Source organism: Aneurinibacillus sp. Ricciae_BoGa-3, from assembly GCF_028421645.1.
Taxonomy (GTDB): domain Bacteria; phylum Bacillota; class Bacilli; order Aneurinibacillales; family Aneurinibacillaceae; genus Aneurinibacillus_B.
The window spans coordinates 2,856,998-2,874,717 of record NZ_CP116887.1 but is presented as its reverse complement, the minus strand read 5'-3'; the positions used below and the strand labels follow the sequence as shown (position 1 = coordinate 2,874,717).

Genomic DNA, 17,720 nt, shown 5'->3' with positions numbered 1-17,720 from the left:
TTCAGGGTCCATCACAAAATGGACTCTTTTTTTTGGCCAATTATGCTGTATAATTAGTTATAATGACGCATTTGATCGAAATTTTATGTAATTTGTACTATCTATTGTGAGCGCCTTTAGTATTCCTCTACTTATTTCACTATTGATCGAGGGGATTCGATGAGTGATTTTAACTTCAGTAAGCTCAAAATTGATACGCTATTAGGAAGCCTTAAGGGAAAGATGCAGCACAATGCCCAGGCAGAGGTTGACGTATTGTTTCAGCAAATCGATGATGAACTAAACGGTATTTTTCATGCCATATCTGACTTTAGGCACGCTCTCGATTCTTCGATAATTATGGCGGTAACAAATCCGAAGGGTATGATCGAATATGCAAATCGGAAATTCTGCGAGATCTCTCAGTATACGACAGAGGAGCTCATCGGCCAGGATCACCGCATTCTGAATTCGGGTTACCACGACAAAAGCTTTTTTAGGAAAATGTGGAAAACGATCAAAAGCGGAAAAACTTGGAATGAAGAGGTCAGGAACCGGGCGAAGGATGGTTCCTATTACTGGGTCAAAACGACTATTGTGCCAATAAAAGATGAGCAGGGGAAGGTTACACGCTACCTGTCTTTCCGGACGGATATCACAAAGGGAAAAGTAGCTGAAGAGAGGCTGCGCGAGGCATTGAAAAATGATTTCACCCGTACGGTTAGTGCCTTGCACAATTTTGTATTTAAACTGCGTAAAAGAGAGGACGGCGTTTTTCTTTATTCTCTATTTGAAGGCAAATTGGCTAAAGAAATTGGGCTCACTACCCGCAACACTTATGGCAAAAGCCCAAAAGATATTTTTCCCAGGGAAACAGGCGAACTGCTTGAGAAGAATTATCACAGGGCTTTTACAGGGGAAAAAGTTACGTACAGCTATTCCTTTAAAGACAGAGAATTCCTTACAACGCTTTCTCCTATTATACAACAGGGCAAAGTTGTTGAGATCATAGGATCCACGAGCGAAATTACAGAATTAAGAAATGCCGAAAGAACAATTCGGCACATGGCTTACCATGACCCGCTTACAGGGCTGCCAAACCGAAGGATGTTTATTGAGGAAATAACTGCAGCCATTAGCAGAGAGAAAAGGTCAAAAACGAAAACAGCCCTGTTGTTTCTCGATTTGGATCGTTTTAAACAAATCAATGATACGATTGGCCATACCATTGGCGATCAATTGCTTATTAGTATTGGACACAGGCTACAGCAGGTTGTTAAAGATGATGGAAAGGTTTACCGCCTGGGGGATGACGAATTTGTGATCCTGCTGCACAACATGGCCAGCAGGAGCCAAATCGATACAGCAGCCGAAAAAATTCTGGATATGTTTAAATCTCCCTTTTCTATTCAGCAATTCGAATTTTTCATTACATCCAGCATCGGCATCAGCTATTATCCGTGCGATGGATTAGATAGTGAAACGCTGATGAAAAACGCCGATACAGCGATGCATTATGCCAAAAAGAGCGGCCGAAATACGTATCGTTTTTATTCGCACAAAATGAACGAGAAATACAGGGAACAGTTAAAAATTGAAACAGAATTAAGAAAAGCGCTTAAAAATGATGAACTGGAGCTATACTACCAGCCCAAAATAGATATTACTACAGGGAAAATGGTTGGTGCAGAGGCTCTACTTCGCTGGAATCATCCTTCAGAGGGTTTTATTTCACCCGGCAGGTTTATACCGATAGCGGAGGAAACAGGCCTTGTTATCTCGATTGGTGAATGGGTTTTGCATAATGCTTGTCAGCAAAATAAAAAATGGTTAGATAAAGGGTATCAGCCCATTCTTGTTGCCGTAAACGTTTCTGCGCTGCAGTTTCAACAGCCAAATTTTATCGATATCGTAGATTCTGTTCTGGAACTCACCCAGTTGAATCCTGCTTACCTGGAGCTTGAAATCACAGAGAATAGTGTTATGGGTGATATCGAAGAAAGTATTCAGACCCTTCACCAGCTGAGGGACAGAGGGATATCTATCGCGATTGATGATTTTGGCACGGGCTACTCTTCGCTGAATTATTTGAAGCGATTTCCGATTACTTCATTAAAGATTGACCAATCGTTTGTGCGGGATATCATGACAGATAAAGGAGACGCCGCCATTGTTAGAGCGGTTATAAACCTTGCCCACAACATTAATCTAAAGGTAGTAGCAGAGGGAGTAGAAGAACAGAAAATTTTACAGTTCCTGCAGGAGCATAAGTGTGATGAAGTACAGGGATACTATTTCAGCAAGCCGTTGCCTGTCGAACAATTCGAACAAGTACTCGTCCGAAACGTTTGGCAGGGCTAAATCCTTTCCAACAACGTATTGGAGTTACTAATAAAAGAAGAAAAGAGGTTCACCTATTGAGTGAACCTTTCACAGTTTATTTCATGATAAGAACTGGGATTGAAGAACGCTGAACAACGCTATGGCTCACACTTCCCAGAAACACTTCTTTCAATCCTGTTAATCCTCTGCTTCCCATGATGATAAGTTCACATTCATGATTTTTAGCATAATCCAAAATAACATCCGCAGGAAGGCCTTCTATTACAGAAGCAGAGGATTTATTTGGAATTTTAGCTAATTCATTTTTAGCCTTTGATATAACCTCCTGGCCATATTCAAGGATGGATTCACGGATTTGGCCATACGTATTCGAAAGGGAATACGCGTCCGCGATTGGAAGATTGGCCACATGCAGCACGTCAATTTCAACTGAAGGGTCCGTTTTTGCGATTGAAATAGCTGCTTTTAGAGATTGGTTTGCTAGTTCTGAATCCTCATAGGGAACTAGAATTTTTGAATATAACATGATTTCACCATCCGTTCTTCGTATTGACCTGCAGTCTTCCTCCGCTGAAAGCTGTGACAACTCGTTGCGCTACATCTCCTATAGAACTTACCGGCATGAGGAAGGGAGCGTGCCGTGATGTTTAAAGCTATGCTCTTATTTTATAAAAATATATTTCATGAAGCTGTGCTAAAAATCACACAAGATAAGCATGAGGCTCATCAATTCCAATAGTGTGAAAAACATCACATAAATACAAATCTACTTTCCTTTTCCAGGGCTTTTTTGCATACTGGGGAAATGATACGCTTGCATCATAAGATAAAATCATCCGGATCAGACGTTATAGGAAAGGAAGATGGCAATGGGTTTGGTTAAGAAACTATTAATAAAAAAAGGATTCCGCTTACATATTGAAAATGCACCGGAAAATTTTACACTCCCTACTGAAGAACTGCCTGAAGAAGTGCAAACTTCAAACCAGTTGGATGGCGATTTGGATTTTGTCCTGCTTTTTGCTCACAATCAGGCGGAGCTTGTGCACCATGTGCCCTTTAAAGGACGATGCTATCTTTTGGGTTGCTTATCCAAAGAAAAGCTCCAAAATCAAAAGCGATATCAGCAGGGACCAGGGATGGGAGATTTTAAAAGAAGCGGGTTACCAGGGAGTCAGCCTCTTGTCCATCGATGACACGTGGTCAGCTTTCAGAGTCCGTCACCAGCGTTATAGTAAAACAGCCAAGTAAAGTTGGCCTTTCAAATGTTGCAGCCGCTCATGGATAAGTGAGCGGTAATTTGTGTCCTCTGTTAAAAATTTACCAGCCTTTTCCCCTTCGTTATATTCCGCTCCTGTGATAAAATAGAAACAAACGTTCTTATTAAAAAGGATGCGGTTCTCAATGAAAACCTATGAGGAAATTCAAACGAAAAATACGATGGGCCGTGTCACTGAGCCACGGATGCCTTTTGAGTGGTCCATTAATCCGTACCGCGGCTGTTACCACGGCTGTAGTTTTTGTTACGCCCGTTCCACCCATTCCTTTTTAGGAATGGGCGCAGATGATTCCTTCCAAAATCATATATTCATAAAAAAGAACGCAGCGGAGGCACTTGAAGAACAGCTGCGGCGCAAACTTCGTAAACATGCCGGCAGCAAAAAGAGCATGATTAAAGAGATTGGGCGTGTGGTTATTGGTACAGCAACAGATCCTTACCAGCCCATCGAGGCAAAAGCCTTAATAACCAGGGAGTGCCTCAAAGTTCTTTCGCGCTATAAGATTCCAACGATGATTACCACCCGGTCCCCACTTATTCTTCGCGACTTAGTCATTCTCCAAGAGATGAATCTTTTGACTATCAATATTAGCATAAATACCCTGGATTCTAATCTTAGCCGAGCGATTGAGCCTGCCGCGCCTTTTCCTATGAAAAGGCTTGAAACGGTCTGCGAACTCTCCGACCACGGCTTGCCGGCTGGCATCTTTATGGCCCCTATCCTCCCCAAGCTAACCGATTCAACCGAACAACTGGAGGGATTGATAAAAGAAGCGAAACGTCAACATGCCAAGTTCATCATTCCCTCCGTACTTCGGTTAAAACCTGAAGTGAAGGAGTGGTATTTCCAAACGTTAGAAGAATATGCACCACACTTGCTTGAGGCGTATCGAAGACAGTACAAATCCGCTTATCCTTCCGCTGCCTATTCCAATGCGCTACTGCTGCGCGTTCATAAACTTCTGGACAAGCATGGAATGCCGTACCAGTTGCCCGCTCACATCAATGTTTCTGAAACGGATGAAACCGGACAAGAGGAACAAATGTCTTTTTCGTTTTAAATGGGCTCTCATCAATAAGTGGAACTAATGCGTGTCCATGTTGACCATAAAAGAAAGCACCGCTCTATGAAAAAACGACGCAAAGTATGTTCATACAAGCGGTGCATTGCTGTTTTAATGAAAGGAAATCTAAATTTTAATGAAAGGAAATCTAAAAAGGAAGTGATTTATGGTTTACGGACGGTTAATTGGTCTAGCGCCCGTTTTGCCATCGTTCTAGCTTCTTCTACGGTGTTTGATGTAGATAAAGTAACGGCGATTCTCCGCCCAACTTTTGTAACAGGTTTAGCAAAGACGCGCACCTGCGTATTGGGAACACCTAAGGCTTGTTCGATCCCTTCAATACGGTAATCTTCTAATTCTTGATTGGCCTTAAGAGGGCGGCTGGCACCTGGTGCTAGCAATGTGATTTCCGGGATAGGAAAACCTAGAATAGCCCTGACGTGCAGCGCAAACTCAGAAAGATTCTGGGTTACCAGCGTTACTAAACCGGTGTCATGCGGGCGAGGCGACACTTCGCTAAAGTACACACCCTCTTTTGTGAGAAACAGCTCCACGCCAAACACCCCGTATCCGCCAAGCGCATCCGTAATGGTTTGCGCGATTTTCTTTGCTTTTCTTGTTTGCTCTTCTGTCATTTGATGCGGCTGCCAGGACTCGATATAGTCCCCATCCTTTTGCAGGTGGCCTATAGGCGGGCAAAAGAGCGTACCGTTTACGGTTCGAACGGTTAGAAGCGTAATTTCAGATTGAAAATGAATAAACTCCTCCACAATGATCCTGCCGTTTTGCGCGCGTCCACCTTCCCGCGCTGTATTCCAGCACTGTTCTATTTCCTGTACGTTTCGGCAAATGCTTTGCCCTTTTCCGGATGAGCTCATGATAGGCTTAACAACACAAGGGAATCCCATTGTATGAACAGCTTTTTGGAATTCCTCATACGTATCGGCAAACGCGTAGCGGGCTGTCGGAAGTTTCAACGTCTCTGAGGCCAGCCGTCGAATGCCCTCCCGATCCATCGTCAATTTAGCGGTTCGCGCTGTGGGAATGACGTGGTACCCCTCATTCTCTAACTTTTCCAATTCTGACGTGGCAATCGCCTCAATTTCTGGTACGATCAAATCCGGCTTTTCCCATTCAATAATCTTGCGAATCTCCTCGGGAATGAGCATATCGATCACATAACTGCGGTCAGCGACCTGCATAGCAGGTGCACTTGCATATCGATCTACCGCAATCGTTTCTAACCCGAGCCTTTGTGACTCTATTATGATTTCTTTTCCCAGCTCTCCTGAGCCGAGTAATAATAGTTTTTTAGAATAAAACATGATGTCCTCCCACTATTCGCTTGAACAATTTCTATCATATACGAATGATTCAGCAATTTCCACTAAAAATGTTCGTGTTTGAAAAATGCACCTAAGTCCTATGTCGGGTTCTGTTTTATGCCAGCTTCATTACCCTCCATTGGTTGCATTAGCAATTTCTTTAACCGTATAATTTAATTGATGCAAAACTACGTTTGAGAGTACGGAGGTTGTTACATGATAAAGTTCGGTGTAATCGGAACAAATTGGATAACAGAAAGTTTTATAAAGGCAGCAAGTGAGTTGGATGATTTTGCTCTTACAGCTGTGTACTCCAGAACGCAAGATAGGGCGAAAGAATTTGCGGCACAGTTTGGCGCCCCGTTTATCTTTACAGATTTGGAGACTATGGCAAGGAGCAACGAGATAGATGCCGTGTATATCGCCAGTCCGAACTCGCTGCATGCGAGGCAAGCCATACTATGTTTGACCAATGGGAAACACGTATTGTGTGAAAAGCCGCTTGCTTCAAATACTGCTGAGATAAAGGGAATGATCGCAGCAGCCAAAAATAACCATGTGCTTTTAATGGAAGCCTTGAAAACCACCCTGCTTCCGAATTTTAAAAGCATACAAGAAAATTTACATAAAATAGGTCCTATCCGCCGATATACAGCGAGCTACTGCCAGTACTCATCCCGCTACGACAAATATAAGGAAGGCATCGTCTTGAATGCATTTGACCCTGGCTTTTCGAATGGATCCTTAATGGACATCGGAATCTACTGTATTTATCCAGCGGTTGTGTTGTTTGGTAAACCTGAGGCAGTGAAAGCAACGGGCGTTATGCTTGATTCAGGAGTAGATGGGGAGGGTACCGTCCTTCTCCAATATAAAGATATGGATGCAGTTACGATGCATTCTAAAATAACGGATTCGTATATCCCTTCCGAAATTCAAGGAGAAGCCGGTAGTATTTTAATCGATAAAATTAGTACGGCTGAGGGCGTCAAAATTAACTACCGGGATGGCAGAACCGAAGATATTTCACAACCACAGATGAGCGAATCTATGTATTACGAGGCCGAAGAATTTATTCGATTAATCCAGAGCAAACAGTTTGAGTCATCGGTTAACTCCTATGCGAACTCCTTACTGGTCGCAGAGATTATGGAAGAAGCCCGGCACCAAATCGGCCTTGTCTTTCCCGCCGATAACAGGTAGGTTTCAAATTTGCAAAGATGAAAAAGCAGCTCTATCCCGGCTGGTACAAGGGTGAGCTGCTTTGTTTTTTTCGCTATTTTGCGCAGAACATGACAGTATGTTTCAAGATAATCTAACTTCATTCACCCGATAATTTACCCGCGAAAATCGGGATTTCTTTGTAAAAATCCTTCCCATGCCTGTTTTGTTAGTTGAGGAATCTCTGTCATGGATGCCTGCAGCCTTTTCTCGGTACCGCTATAACCGATCTCAAGCTCCCCTTTTTGCATATCGTTAAATACTGAGTCCGCGAAATCATCCAAAGGTGCGCCAAACGTATGCAGGCCTACACCTCCTAAATCCGTATTAACTGCGGGAGGAAGGATTTCAACCACTTGAATGTTCGTGTCCTCTAATTGAATTCTAAGGCTCATGGTGAACGAGTGTAAGGCCGCCTTCGTGGCGCTGTAAATAGGGACCCACACACCCGGTGTAATCGATAAACCAGAAGATACATTAATAATGGCCGCACGTTTTTGCTTCAGCAGATGCGGGATAAAAAGCAGGGAAAGATGGATAGGGGCATCAACGTTAATGGTAATCTCCTGACGATGGTGATTCCAATCATGCGTATCGTTTAGTAGGTTGACCCTTTGCTGGATACCCGCGTTGTTTACTAAAACATTGAGGTCAGGAAACTCTCCAGTGACCCAATCAAATAGTGACCGCCGATCCGACTCGTTCGATACGTCGCAAACCCGCGTATGTAGCTCAGGAAATTTCTCCTTCGCTTCTGCTAATTTTTCTTCCCGGCGTCCGCATACAATCACTCGATTTCCAGCCTGGAGAAAACGTTTGGCTAGTGCCAGGCCGATGCCTGAAGCACCCCCGGTAATTAAAACTGTGTTCCCTTTAAATTCCATTATACAACCTCCCGAATGAACTTTGATCGTATATATAGTTTACCCTAATTTCATTTGGGAGCAATATTTGGCACATCAACTGTAAAAATGCTAATAGTTATGAATTCCATAGAACTGAGAATACAATAATTTGATGCACTATAATGTCAAAAAATTATAAAAAGTGCTATCGAATATAAATAAAGTATAAAAAATGCTAGCGGATGTTAATTGTGTCTAGAGACAACTTCATTTTAGAAAATTATAATTAATTCTGAAAATAGGTAAAGTCAATGAGAAAGGAAGTGATAAGGATTGAAAGTTTTGGTACTAACTGAACTCCGCAAGCCATTAGAGGTCTTAAATATGCCTGATCCAACACTAGCTCCAGATGGTGTAATTATCCGCGTTGAGGCGAACGGCATTTGTAGGAATGACTGGCATGCATGGATGGGAGATTGGGACTGGTTTGGTCTAAATCTAGCGTTACCCCATGTTATGGGACACGAAATGCATTAGGTGTTACAGCAACTTGTCAAAATGCAGTTAACAGCTTGAGAAAAAGGGGACGTCATTTGCAAATTGGTCTTACAAGCCAAGAAGAGCAGGGCATGGTTCCACTTCCTATTGATATCATTGTTCAAAAAGAACTTTCTATTATAGGTTCACTTGGAATGCAGGCATCTCGCTATACAGCTATGCTTCAAATGCTAGAAAGCAATATTTTAAAACCTGGCTCCATAGTGGTCAATGGTTTTGTCCATTATAGAACATTATATATTTTTATTGAAAAATGTTTTGGAAAGGTTTTAGGGCCATCTATTGTGGCATCAATTTGTTATAGGCATCGTTAAATATTATTTATACCAAATGAAAAGGAGTTTTACTATGGAAAAAACATTACCAATCAGCGCTCGTGTAGAAGAATTTTTAAAGGGGACCAAGAAACTTTTGATCAATGGGGAATGGGTGGAAGCCGCTTCTGGCCAAACCTTTGAAACCCTTGACCCTTCTAACGGAAAAGTGTTGGCTGTGGTGAGCGAAGCAGGAGTAGAAGATGTCAATAAAGCGGTAAAAGCCGCTCGGCTAGCCTTTGAGAAGGGTCCATGGAAAAAAATGAGTGCTTCTGAACGTGGTCGTCTCATTTATAAATTAGCGGATTTAATGGAAGCCCATCAAGAAGAATTGGCACAGTTAGACACCTTAGATAATGGGAAGCCCATTCGTGAAACAAGTAATGCGGATGTGCCATTAGCTATCGATCACTTCCGTTATTATGCTGGATGGGCCACCAAAATTATTGGACAAACCATTCCAGTTGCAGGTAACTACTTTAACTATACTCGCCATGAACCGGTTGGTGTGGTAGGACAGATTATTCCATGGAATTTTCCTCTTCTCATGGCAGCATGGAAATTAGGAGCAGCCCTTGCTACGGGATGTACGGTTGTTTTAAAACCAGCAGAGCAAACCCCGCTCTCGGCTTTATATTTAGGTCAATTAGCACTTGAGGCAGGATTTCCAGCCGGGGTCATCAATGTTATACCGGGATTTGGAGAAACAGCTGGAGCACCGCTTGTAGACCATCCAGACGTGGATAAAATTGCCTTTACAGGTTCGACGCTTGTAGGAAAAATGATTATGCGTCAAGCAGCGGGTACAGTGAAAAAGATTTCCCTTGAGCTGGGTGGAAAATCACCTAATATTATTTTACCGGATGCCGATATGAATAAGGCGATTCCCGGAGCTTTAACGGGCATTATGTTTAACCAAGGACAGGTTTGTTGTGCTGGCTCTCGTCTTTTTATTCAGAAGAAATCCTATGATAATGTGGTCGCTGACTTAGCTGCCCATGCACAAAAGATTAAGCAGGGGGCTGGGATTGATCCCTCTACCCAAATCGGACCGTTGGTATCTGAGGAGCAATTAGAACGTGTAGGAAGCTATATTGAAAAAGGAAAGGCAGAAGGTGCAGAAGTGGTTACCGGTGGTGTTTACGGTCAAGGAGATGGCTATTTTGTGGCTCCCACGATCTTTGCCGATGTCAACGATGAGATGACGATTGCCAAAGAAGAAATCTTTGGTCCTGTTGTAGCTGCTATGCCGTTTGAAGATTTAGATGATGTGATTCGCCGGGCAAATAACTCCGAATATGGATTGGCAGCAGGTTTATGGACACAAGATGTGAAGAAAGCTCACTATGTAGCCAGTGAATTAAAGGCAGGAACGGTTTGGGTGAACTGCTATAATGCATTTGATGCGGCTTCTCCTTTTGGGGGATACAAACAAAGTGGGATTGGACGAGAGATGGGAAGCTATGCATTAGATAATTATACGGAAGTGAAGAGTGTGTGGATCAATCTAAATTAATTTTGCATGTTTTATCACTTGACCAAACAGGGATATAATTTGTCCCTGTTTTCGTTTCAATTCCAACATTTATTGGCCGATTTCACTTGTCACGCCTGGTCTCTGTATATACTTGCTTCGAGAAATGAAAATTTGTGGGATGCCTTATCCTCCTTTTTGGTAGCGGTGACCATGAATCTAAAACACTAGTGAGCGTAAAAAAGTATAAAAAATGCTAGCAAACGTAAATTATATCTAGAGACAACATTAAGTCAGAAAATTATAATAAGTGTGGAGGATACGGAACAAGGACAATTGATCTTTGGATAGATTTTTTGAAATAAATGAAAGGAGGTATTTCCAATGCACGGATTAAAAGGGGAATTAATTGCAGAATTTATTGGGAGCTTTATTTTAATTTTTATTGGTGCAGGTTGTGTTGCCGCTCTGATTTTAAACGGAGCTCAATACACGATGTGGGATATATCTATGATCTGGGGTTTGGCAGTTAGCATGGCTCTTTACATAACAGCTTCTAAATCTGGGGCACATATTAATCCGGCAGTCACGCTATCGCTTGCAATTTATCGTGGATTTGCTTGGTTTAAGGTGCTGCCTTATATCTTAGCTCAAATTGCGGGAACCTTTACCGCTTCAGCAGTGGTATATGGATTGTATCGTAATGGTTTTATCCATTATGAAGTAACAAAGGGGATTATCCGAGGGAGTTTAAAAAGTCAAACGTTGGCTAGTATTTTCTCTACCTATCCTGCCCCTTATCTAAGTGATTTTCAAGCTGTATGCATAGAAATGGCTATTACAGCTTGTCTGGTTGCTTCTATATTCGCCTTCATTGACGAGCGAAATTCCTTTGCTCCATCTAAGGCAATGTTTCCTCTGACAGTTGGAATGGTTGTAGCTCTGATGGGGGGTGCCTTCGGAACTTTAACAGGGTTTGCTATGAACCCAGCTCGTGATTTTGGTCCTAAATTATTTGCGGCTCTAGCCGGTTGGGGATCCGTTGCGTTACCTGGACCCCACGAATATTTCTGGGTTCCTATTATTGGACCATTTATTGGAGCCGTAATAGGTGGCGGACTTTATGATTATTTGATTGGTAGATCCCTTAACTTTGAAGATTCACAATTAACAAATATAGATAGAAACGAAGAGGAAGTAGTAACCTCAACAAAAGCGTTTTAGTTTCTAAAAAAATTCCAAAAAAGAGAGGTATCTTCTATGCAGCGTTCAAAAAGATTTGAGGTTTTAGAACAAAGACCCGTTAATCAAGATGGATTTGTAAAGGAATGGCCAGAAATGGGATTTGTGGCCATGTCGAGTCCTAATGATCCGAAGTCGTCTATTAAAGTGGAAAATGGAAAAATAATAGAGTTAGATGGAAAAAAGAGAGAAGATTTCGACATGTTAGATCAGTTCATTGCAGATTATATGATTGATGCAAGCGTCACCGAAAAAGTAATGAGTATTGACAGCATGGAGATTGCACGTAAATTGGTGGATATTAACGTGTCTCGTTCAGAAATCTTGTCGTTATCAAAAGGAATGACACCTGCAAAAGTTGTAGAAGTGCTAAATCAGATGAATGTCGTAGAAATGATGATGGCTCTTCAAAAGATGAGAGCACGAAAGACACCTTCCAACCAGTGTCATGTAACGAATGTACGTGATAACCCAGTGCTGATGGCTGCAGATGCTGCAGAAGCGGCTCTCCGAGGGTTCGATGAGCAAGAAACGACCGTGGGAGTTGTTCGCTATGCTCCCTTTAATGCTTTGGCGTTACTCGTAGGCTCTCAAACGGCAAGGGGTGGCGTTCTAACTCAAGATTCTTTAGAAGAAGCTACTGAGCTTCGTTTAGCTATGCTTGGACTAACTTCCTATGCTGAAACCATTTCCATTTATGGTACGGAACCTGTTTTTATAGACGGAGATGACACCCCTTGGTCAAAGACATTTTTGGCCTCTGCTTATGCTTCTCGTGGTGCCAAAATGCGCTTTACGTCAGGAACAGGTTCTGAAGTACAAATGGCTGGTGCAGAAGGAAAATCGATGCTTTATTTGGAGATTCGTTGCGTAATGATGGCCAAAGGTGCAGGCGTTCAAGGGTTACAAAATGGTTCGATAAGTTGTATTGGAATCCCTGCATCAGTCCCAAGCGGTATCCGCGCTGTATTAGCAGAGAATTTGGCCACAACATTATTTGATTTGGAAGTAGCCTCGGGAAATGACCAAACTTTCTCGCATTCGGAAATTCGCCGAAGTGCAAAAATGTTGTGCCAAATGCTTCCAGGTACAGATTTTATCTTTTCTGGATATAGTGCGATGCCGAACAGCGATGATATGTTTGCTGGCTCCAATATGGATTCTAGTGATTTGGACGATTACTTAATTATTCAACGAGATATGATGGTTGACGGTGGATTAAAACCAGTAGATGAAGAAAGCGTTATTAAAATTCGATATGAAGCAGCTAAGGCTTTACAAGCTGTTTTTGAAGAATTTGGGTTTCCTGCAATTACGAAAAGTGAAATCGAAGCGGCTACATATGCCAATAGCAGTGAGGATATGCCGTTACGAAACGTTGTGGAAGATTTAAAAGCAGCTGAGCGAATTTTACGAGATGGAATTGCTGGTTTTGATGTAGCTCTCGCCTTAGCCAAGCGTGGGTATCGACAAACAGCGGAAAGGATTTTCGATATGTTGAAGCAAAGGGTAGCTGGAGACTATCTGCATACATCCGCCATCATCAATAAAGATAATGTTGTCATTAGTGCGGTAAATGATGAGAACGATTACACAGGACCGGGAACAGGCTATCGTATCAGTCCTGAAAGATGGGAAGAAATCAAAAATATTCGTCAAGCTATTAGTCCGCAAGACTTCAATTAAGGGAGGAATTAGGCATGTCAACAGCCACTTTTTCAGTAGAAATGAAGTTAGTGGATATCGGAACAGCAACGAAGGGAACGAATCCAAGGGAAGTAGTAGTAGCAATCGCTGCGGCGTTTGGAAAGGAAATGAATAAAACCATTGTCAAAGTTGATCATGCAGCTGTATTGCGTGAAGTTATTTCCGGAATTGAGGAACAAGGAGCATTACCGCGTATCATTCGAAGCCTGCGTACGGCTGACCTGGCATTTATGGCACATGAAGCAGCTAAGCTAAGCGGTTCAGGTATCGGAATTGGAATACAGTCACGAGGTACAACAGTTATTCATCAGCGTGATTTAGACCCCTTAAGCAATCTTGAACTTTTTCCCCAATCTCCGCTAATTACTTTGGAGACCTATCGTGCGATTGGACGTAATGCAGCGATGTATGCTTTAGGTGATAGCCCTAATCCTGTTCCAGTGGTAAATGATCAAATGGCACGTCCTAAGTATCAGGCAGTTGCTGCACTTCTCTATTTAAAAGAGTGTCAGTCTCTTGTTCCGGGTGCGAAGTCTGTCGAGTTAGAAGCAGAATTTACAATAAGAGATTAGGAGGGCATTTACATGGAAAAATTAACGAAGGAACATTATCCGCTTGGTCTGAACCGTACTGATTTATTATTTACGCCGTCAGATATACCTTATAACGAACTGACGTTGGACGCTGCCTTAAATGGAGAAGTCACGAGTGCAGATTTGCGAATCAGTCCAAATACACTTCTGATGCATGCAGAAATTAGTGAGAGTTTAGGCAGAATTCAATTGGCTAATAACTTTCGCAGAGCGGCCGAGATGATCAATATCTCGGATTCACGTATCTTACAAATTTATAATGCTTTACGCCCTAATCGTTCTACAAAGGAAGAGTTATTGGCAATTGCCAGTGAATTAGAAGAACAGTATGGAGCAGTGGAAAATGCGAGACTCATTCGCGAAGCTGCGGATGTATATGAAAGGCGTGGCAGATTAAAGAAGATCGAGGACTAAACTATGATGAAACGAATTGTGGCTGGTGTTGATATAGGAAATTCATCGACCGAAGTGGCCGTAGCTTGTATTGAGGAGCAGCAGGTTCAATTTCTTTCACAGCATTTGGTGAAAACAACAGGCATAAAAGGGACAATTGAGAATATTAAGGGGATCCAAATTGCTTTACAAGAAGCTGCAAAAAAAGCTGGAATGAATGTAAATGAAATTGATCTTATACGATTAAATGATGCCGTACCGGTGATCGGTGATCTCGCAATGGATTTGATTAGCGAAACAATTATAACTGAATCTTCCATGATCGGCCATAATCCGGATACACCCGGAGGAGCAGGCCTAGGTGTTGGAACAACGGTTTTAATTGATCGGCTTTATGATTTGGCGGAAGAGGGACAAGACTACATTGTCGTTGTGCCGAAACCTTTTGATTATGATTGGGTATCACACCGTGTAAATCAAGCAAAAAGTAGGGGAATATCCATTACTGGAGCCATAGTTCAGAAAGATGATGGAGTATTGATCCACAACAGGTTAAATGAAAAAATGCCTATTGTGGACGAGGTGAATTTGATTGAAAAAGTTCCTTTATTTAAAATGGCTGCAGTTGAAGTTGCTTTACCCGGCCATGTGATTCGAACATTGAGTAATCCATATGGGCTCTCCACTGTTTTTCAACTGGATCCAGACCAAACGATACAGATTGCTCCGGTTGCCAAAGCCCTGGTAGGCAATCGTTCCGCAGTTGTCATCCGTACACCACAGGGAGAGGTGGTGGAACGAAAAATTGAAGCAGGAAGCATGATTTTGATAGGATCCAAGAACCAGACGGAAGTATCCATTAATGATGGTGCAGAAACCATTATGAATACGTATGAAAGACTTGGTACGTTGCATGACGTTCGGGGACAGACAGGCACGAATGTTGGAGGTATGTTTAATGGCTTGAGGCAGGACTTAGCTCAATTAACCGGACAATCCCCCAAAGATATCACCATTTCTGATTTTCTGGCGGTTGACGCAATTATTCCGACTTCAGTTAGTGGTTCAATGGCTGGTGAACTTTCCATGGAAAGCGGTGTTGCTTTGGCTTCAATGGTCAAAACAGATAAGGTACCTATTCAGAAGGTTGCATCTGTTCTGGAAGAAGAAATGGGGATCAACGTAGAGGTTGGCGGAATCGAAGCGGAGATGGCTATTCGAGGGGCCTTAACTACTCCTGGAACGAGGAAACCGATCGTGATTCTTGATATGGGAGGTGGTTCAACTGACGCTGCCATGATGGATGCATCAGAAAAAATCACTTCGATTCATTTGGCTGGAGCGGGGGATATGGTAACCATGCTGATTAACTCCGAGTTGGCTTTAGGTGATAAAGAATTAGCGGAAAAAGTCAAGAAGTATCCTTTGGGCAAAGTGTTAAGTTTATTTCATATGCAGTTGGAGGACGGGACGATATTATTTTCTGAAACGCCTTTCCCTCCCCAAACATTTGGAAAAGTAGTGATTCGGGAAGAAGAGGATCTTGTTCCGTTGTCTATCCGGAATTCAATGGAAAAAATCAGGGAAATTCGCCGAAGTGCCAAACAAAGGGTTTTTGTGACGAATGCGCTGCGTGCCTTAAAGCGAATTGTTCCTACAGGAAATTTAAAACACTTGTCCTTTGTTGTTATGGTCGGGGGATCAGCACTAGACTTTGAAATCCCGCAAATGCTGACAGATCAATTAGGCAAATTTGGAATTGTTGCAGGCTTCGCCAATATACGCGGTACGGAAGGACCCCGGAATGCGGTAGCCACCGGTTTAGTCCTTTCCTCTGTCAAATGCGGTGTAACAAAATGAGTAAAAGTGAAATATATATTGTGATTCTCTATGATAATGGTGTTCAATCCCAAATTTTAAAGGAAATCAGTGCGGGATTAGAAGAAGAGGGAGTCCCTTTTCGCCTTCAACAGTTGGATGAAACGCTAGATTGTGTTGTACTTGGTAAAATGGCAGCCGCCATTTCACCTTTGCAAGTTGGCATAGGAGTTGATCATCATGGCGATTTATGCCTTCATCACGAAAAATTAGAGGCAGGGAATCCTTATTTAAGGGAGAAGCTTGGAAATGGGCGCAATTTAGGAAAGAATGCAGCACGCTTAAGTAAAGGTTTACCACTATATTTGTGGTGAGAGGGGATGGAAACAATGAGTAAAATTACATTGGAATTGGCGAAAAAAATGATTGAAAGTGCAGAAAAGGAAGCAATTCAGATCGGAGTCCCTGTTGTGATTAGCATCGTGGATGACGGTGGAAATTTCATTGCCTGTCACAGGATGGATGATGCGTTATTAGTTAGTGTTGACCTTGCACAGAACAAGGCTTGGACTTCTGTAGCTATGAAAATGTCTACTTCTGACTTGGCACAATTAGCTGGTCCTGAAAAAGAACTTTATGGGATCAATACATCTAATAATGGGCGGGTTGTTGTATTTGGTGGAGGAATCCCATTACGTAAAGACGAGCAAATCGTAGGTGCGGTAGGTGTAAGTGGTGGTTCTGTAGAACAGGATATACGAGTCGCGCAGTCAGCTGTGCAAGTATTTAGTGAATCAGAATTTATGTTAAACGGTTAATCTATTTGAGGAATAGGGACCTATTTGTTTTTGATTGTCTCTTTTCATAATCAACGAATACTAAATTCTAACCAAAGTGACCCTTAGGACCATATCTGCTTACGGTTGTAAGGGTACCATCTATTTAAACGGAAAGGATGTATACATTGAAAGTTTATACAAAGTCTGGTGATAAGGGTGAAACGAGTCTTGTTTATGGAATAAGGGTTTCCAAGGCATCCGAGCGTGTGGAAGCTTATGGTACATGTGATGAGGCCAATTCAATGATTGGATTAGCTCTTTCATTTATACCGAAAGCCGATAAATGGGAGCCCTTTAAACAACAGTTACGTATTATCCAAACCAAACTGTTCCATGTTGGAGCAGAGTTAGCAACTCCTACAGGAAAAGATGTTGCATGGCCAATATTGGATTCGGACGTTGTTTTCTTGGAACAAGAAATAGATAAAATGGAGGAAAATTTACCATCTTTAACAAACTTTATTTTACCAGGAGGTTTCGAAGCGGGTGCAGCCCTCCATACCGCCAGAACTATCGTTCGAAGAGCCGAACGTTGTGCAGTGGCAATAAACCTAGGGGAAAAGGCAAACGTGGCAGCGATTAAGTATCTTAATCGTCTATCAGATTATTTATTCGTTGCAGCCCGCTATTTAAATCAGCATATGGGAAATCCAGAACCAACCTTACACCAAGATTAGAATATATTTGTTGAAAGTGGTCATTTTGCAAAAAATTGCTTATCTACTC

At 42.3% G+C, this 17,720-nt stretch carries 18 protein-coding genes; 15 read left to right on the top strand and 3 right to left on the bottom strand.

Features of this window, described 5'->3' with window-relative positions:
* Positions 1–159: 159 nt before the first annotated feature.
* Positions 160–2,340: a sensor domain-containing protein gene (locus PP175_RS14520; RefSeq protein WP_272439050.1), complete on the top strand. Its 2,181-nt coding sequence runs from the start codon at positions 160–162 to the stop codon at positions 2,338–2,340.
* A gap of 76 nt (positions 2,341–2,416) precedes the next feature.
* Here PP175_RS14520 and PP175_RS14515 read toward each other — a convergent pair whose 3' ends face one another.
* On the bottom strand, positions 2,417–2,848 hold the full coding sequence (locus PP175_RS14515) for a universal stress protein (RefSeq protein ID WP_272439049.1): 432 nt from the start codon (positions 2,846–2,848) through the stop codon (positions 2,417–2,419).
* A gap of 337 nt (positions 2,849–3,185) precedes the next feature.
* Between PP175_RS14515 and PP175_RS14510 the strand changes: the two genes are divergently transcribed.
* Positions 3,186–3,518 carry a hypothetical protein gene (locus PP175_RS14510; protein ID WP_272439048.1) on the top strand — a complete coding sequence of 111 codons (333 nt, stop codon included), beginning with the start codon at positions 3,186–3,188 and terminating at the stop codon, positions 3,516–3,518.
* A gap of 208 nt (positions 3,519–3,726) precedes the next feature.
* Positions 3,727–4,662 carry an SPL family radical SAM protein gene (locus PP175_RS14505; RefSeq protein ID WP_272439047.1) on the top strand — a complete coding sequence of 312 codons (936 nt, stop codon included), beginning with the start codon at positions 3,727–3,729 and terminating at the stop codon, positions 4,660–4,662.
* Between the two features lie 167 nt (positions 4,663–4,829).
* Here the strand turns inward: PP175_RS14505 and purT are convergent, their stop codons facing one another.
* The gene (gene purT / locus PP175_RS14500) at positions 4,830–5,990 is read right to left on the bottom strand and encodes a phosphoribosylglycinamide formyltransferase 2 (protein ID WP_272439046.1); all 1,161 of its coding nucleotides are present in this window, start codon (positions 5,988–5,990) and stop codon (positions 4,830–4,832) included.
* Positions 5,991–6,206: 216 nt separating this feature from the next.
* Between purT and PP175_RS14495 the strand changes: the two genes are divergently transcribed.
* Positions 6,207–7,193, top strand: coding sequence for a Gfo/Idh/MocA family protein (locus PP175_RS14495; RefSeq protein WP_272439045.1), 987 nt, complete (start codon positions 6,207–6,209; stop codon positions 7,191–7,193).
* Positions 7,194–7,327: 134 nt separating this feature from the next.
* On the opposite strand, the gene PP175_RS14490 is transcribed toward PP175_RS14495, so the two are convergent.
* Positions 7,328–8,095 (bottom strand): SDR family oxidoreductase, encoded by a 768-nt coding sequence (locus PP175_RS14490; protein ID WP_272439044.1) that lies wholly within the window; start codon positions 8,093–8,095, stop codon positions 7,328–7,330.
* Between the two features lie 294 nt (positions 8,096–8,389).
* Between PP175_RS14490 and PP175_RS14485 the strand changes: the two genes are divergently transcribed.
* The 11 genes from PP175_RS14485 to PP175_RS14435 all read left to right on the top strand — a co-directional run bounded on the left by PP175_RS14485 (position 8,390) and on the right by PP175_RS14435 (position 17,671).
* A complete protein-coding gene (locus PP175_RS14485; RefSeq protein ID WP_272439043.1) occupies positions 8,390–8,593 on the top strand; it encodes an alcohol dehydrogenase catalytic domain-containing protein in 204 nt (67 codons plus the stop codon).
* A 56-nt stretch (positions 8,594–8,649) separates the two neighbouring features.
* Positions 8,650–8,928 carry a hypothetical protein gene (locus PP175_RS14480; RefSeq protein WP_272439042.1) on the top strand — a complete coding sequence of 93 codons (279 nt, stop codon included), beginning with the start codon at positions 8,650–8,652 and terminating at the stop codon, positions 8,926–8,928.
* A gap of 34 nt (positions 8,929–8,962) precedes the next feature.
* Complete coding sequence (locus PP175_RS14475; RefSeq protein WP_272439041.1) at positions 8,963–10,444, top strand: aldehyde dehydrogenase family protein; 1,482 nt, start codon at positions 8,963–8,965, stop codon at positions 10,442–10,444.
* A gap of 342 nt (positions 10,445–10,786) precedes the next feature.
* Positions 10,787–11,626, top strand: a complete 840-nt coding sequence (locus PP175_RS14470; protein ID WP_272439040.1) for an MIP/aquaporin family protein — start codon at positions 10,787–10,789, stop codon at positions 11,624–11,626.
* Between the two features lie 36 nt (positions 11,627–11,662).
* Positions 11,663–13,330 (top strand): propanediol/glycerol family dehydratase large subunit, encoded by a 1,668-nt coding sequence (locus PP175_RS14465; protein ID WP_272439039.1) that lies wholly within the window; start codon positions 11,663–11,665, stop codon positions 13,328–13,330.
* A 14-nt stretch (positions 13,331–13,344) separates the two neighbouring features.
* Positions 13,345–13,923 (top strand): propanediol/glycerol family dehydratase medium subunit, encoded by a 579-nt coding sequence (locus PP175_RS14460; protein ID WP_334314160.1) that lies wholly within the window; start codon positions 13,345–13,347, stop codon positions 13,921–13,923.
* Positions 13,924–13,935: 12 nt separating this feature from the next.
* A complete protein-coding gene (locus PP175_RS14455) occupies positions 13,936–14,358 on the top strand; it encodes a diol dehydratase small subunit (protein WP_272439038.1) in 423 nt (140 codons plus the stop codon).
* A gap of 3 nt (positions 14,359–14,361) precedes the next feature.
* Positions 14,362–16,197: a diol dehydratase reactivase subunit alpha gene (locus tag PP175_RS14450; protein WP_272439037.1), complete on the top strand. Its 1,836-nt coding sequence runs from the start codon at positions 14,362–14,364 to the stop codon at positions 16,195–16,197.
* Positions 16,194–16,529 (top strand): glycerol dehydratase reactivase beta/small subunit family protein, encoded by a 336-nt coding sequence (locus tag PP175_RS14445; RefSeq protein WP_272439036.1) that lies wholly within the window; start codon positions 16,194–16,196, stop codon positions 16,527–16,529. The genes PP175_RS14450 and PP175_RS14445 overlap by 4 nt, the downstream gene beginning before the upstream one ends.
* 15 nt (positions 16,530–16,544) lie before the next feature.
* Positions 16,545–16,973, top strand: coding sequence for a GlcG/HbpS family heme-binding protein (locus tag PP175_RS14440; protein ID WP_272439035.1), 429 nt, complete (start codon positions 16,545–16,547; stop codon positions 16,971–16,973).
* A 146-nt stretch (positions 16,974–17,119) separates the two neighbouring features.
* A complete protein-coding gene (locus PP175_RS14435; protein ID WP_272439034.1) occupies positions 17,120–17,671 on the top strand; it encodes a cob(I)yrinic acid a,c-diamide adenosyltransferase in 552 nt (183 codons plus the stop codon).
* Positions 17,672–17,720: the final 49 nt, after the last annotated feature.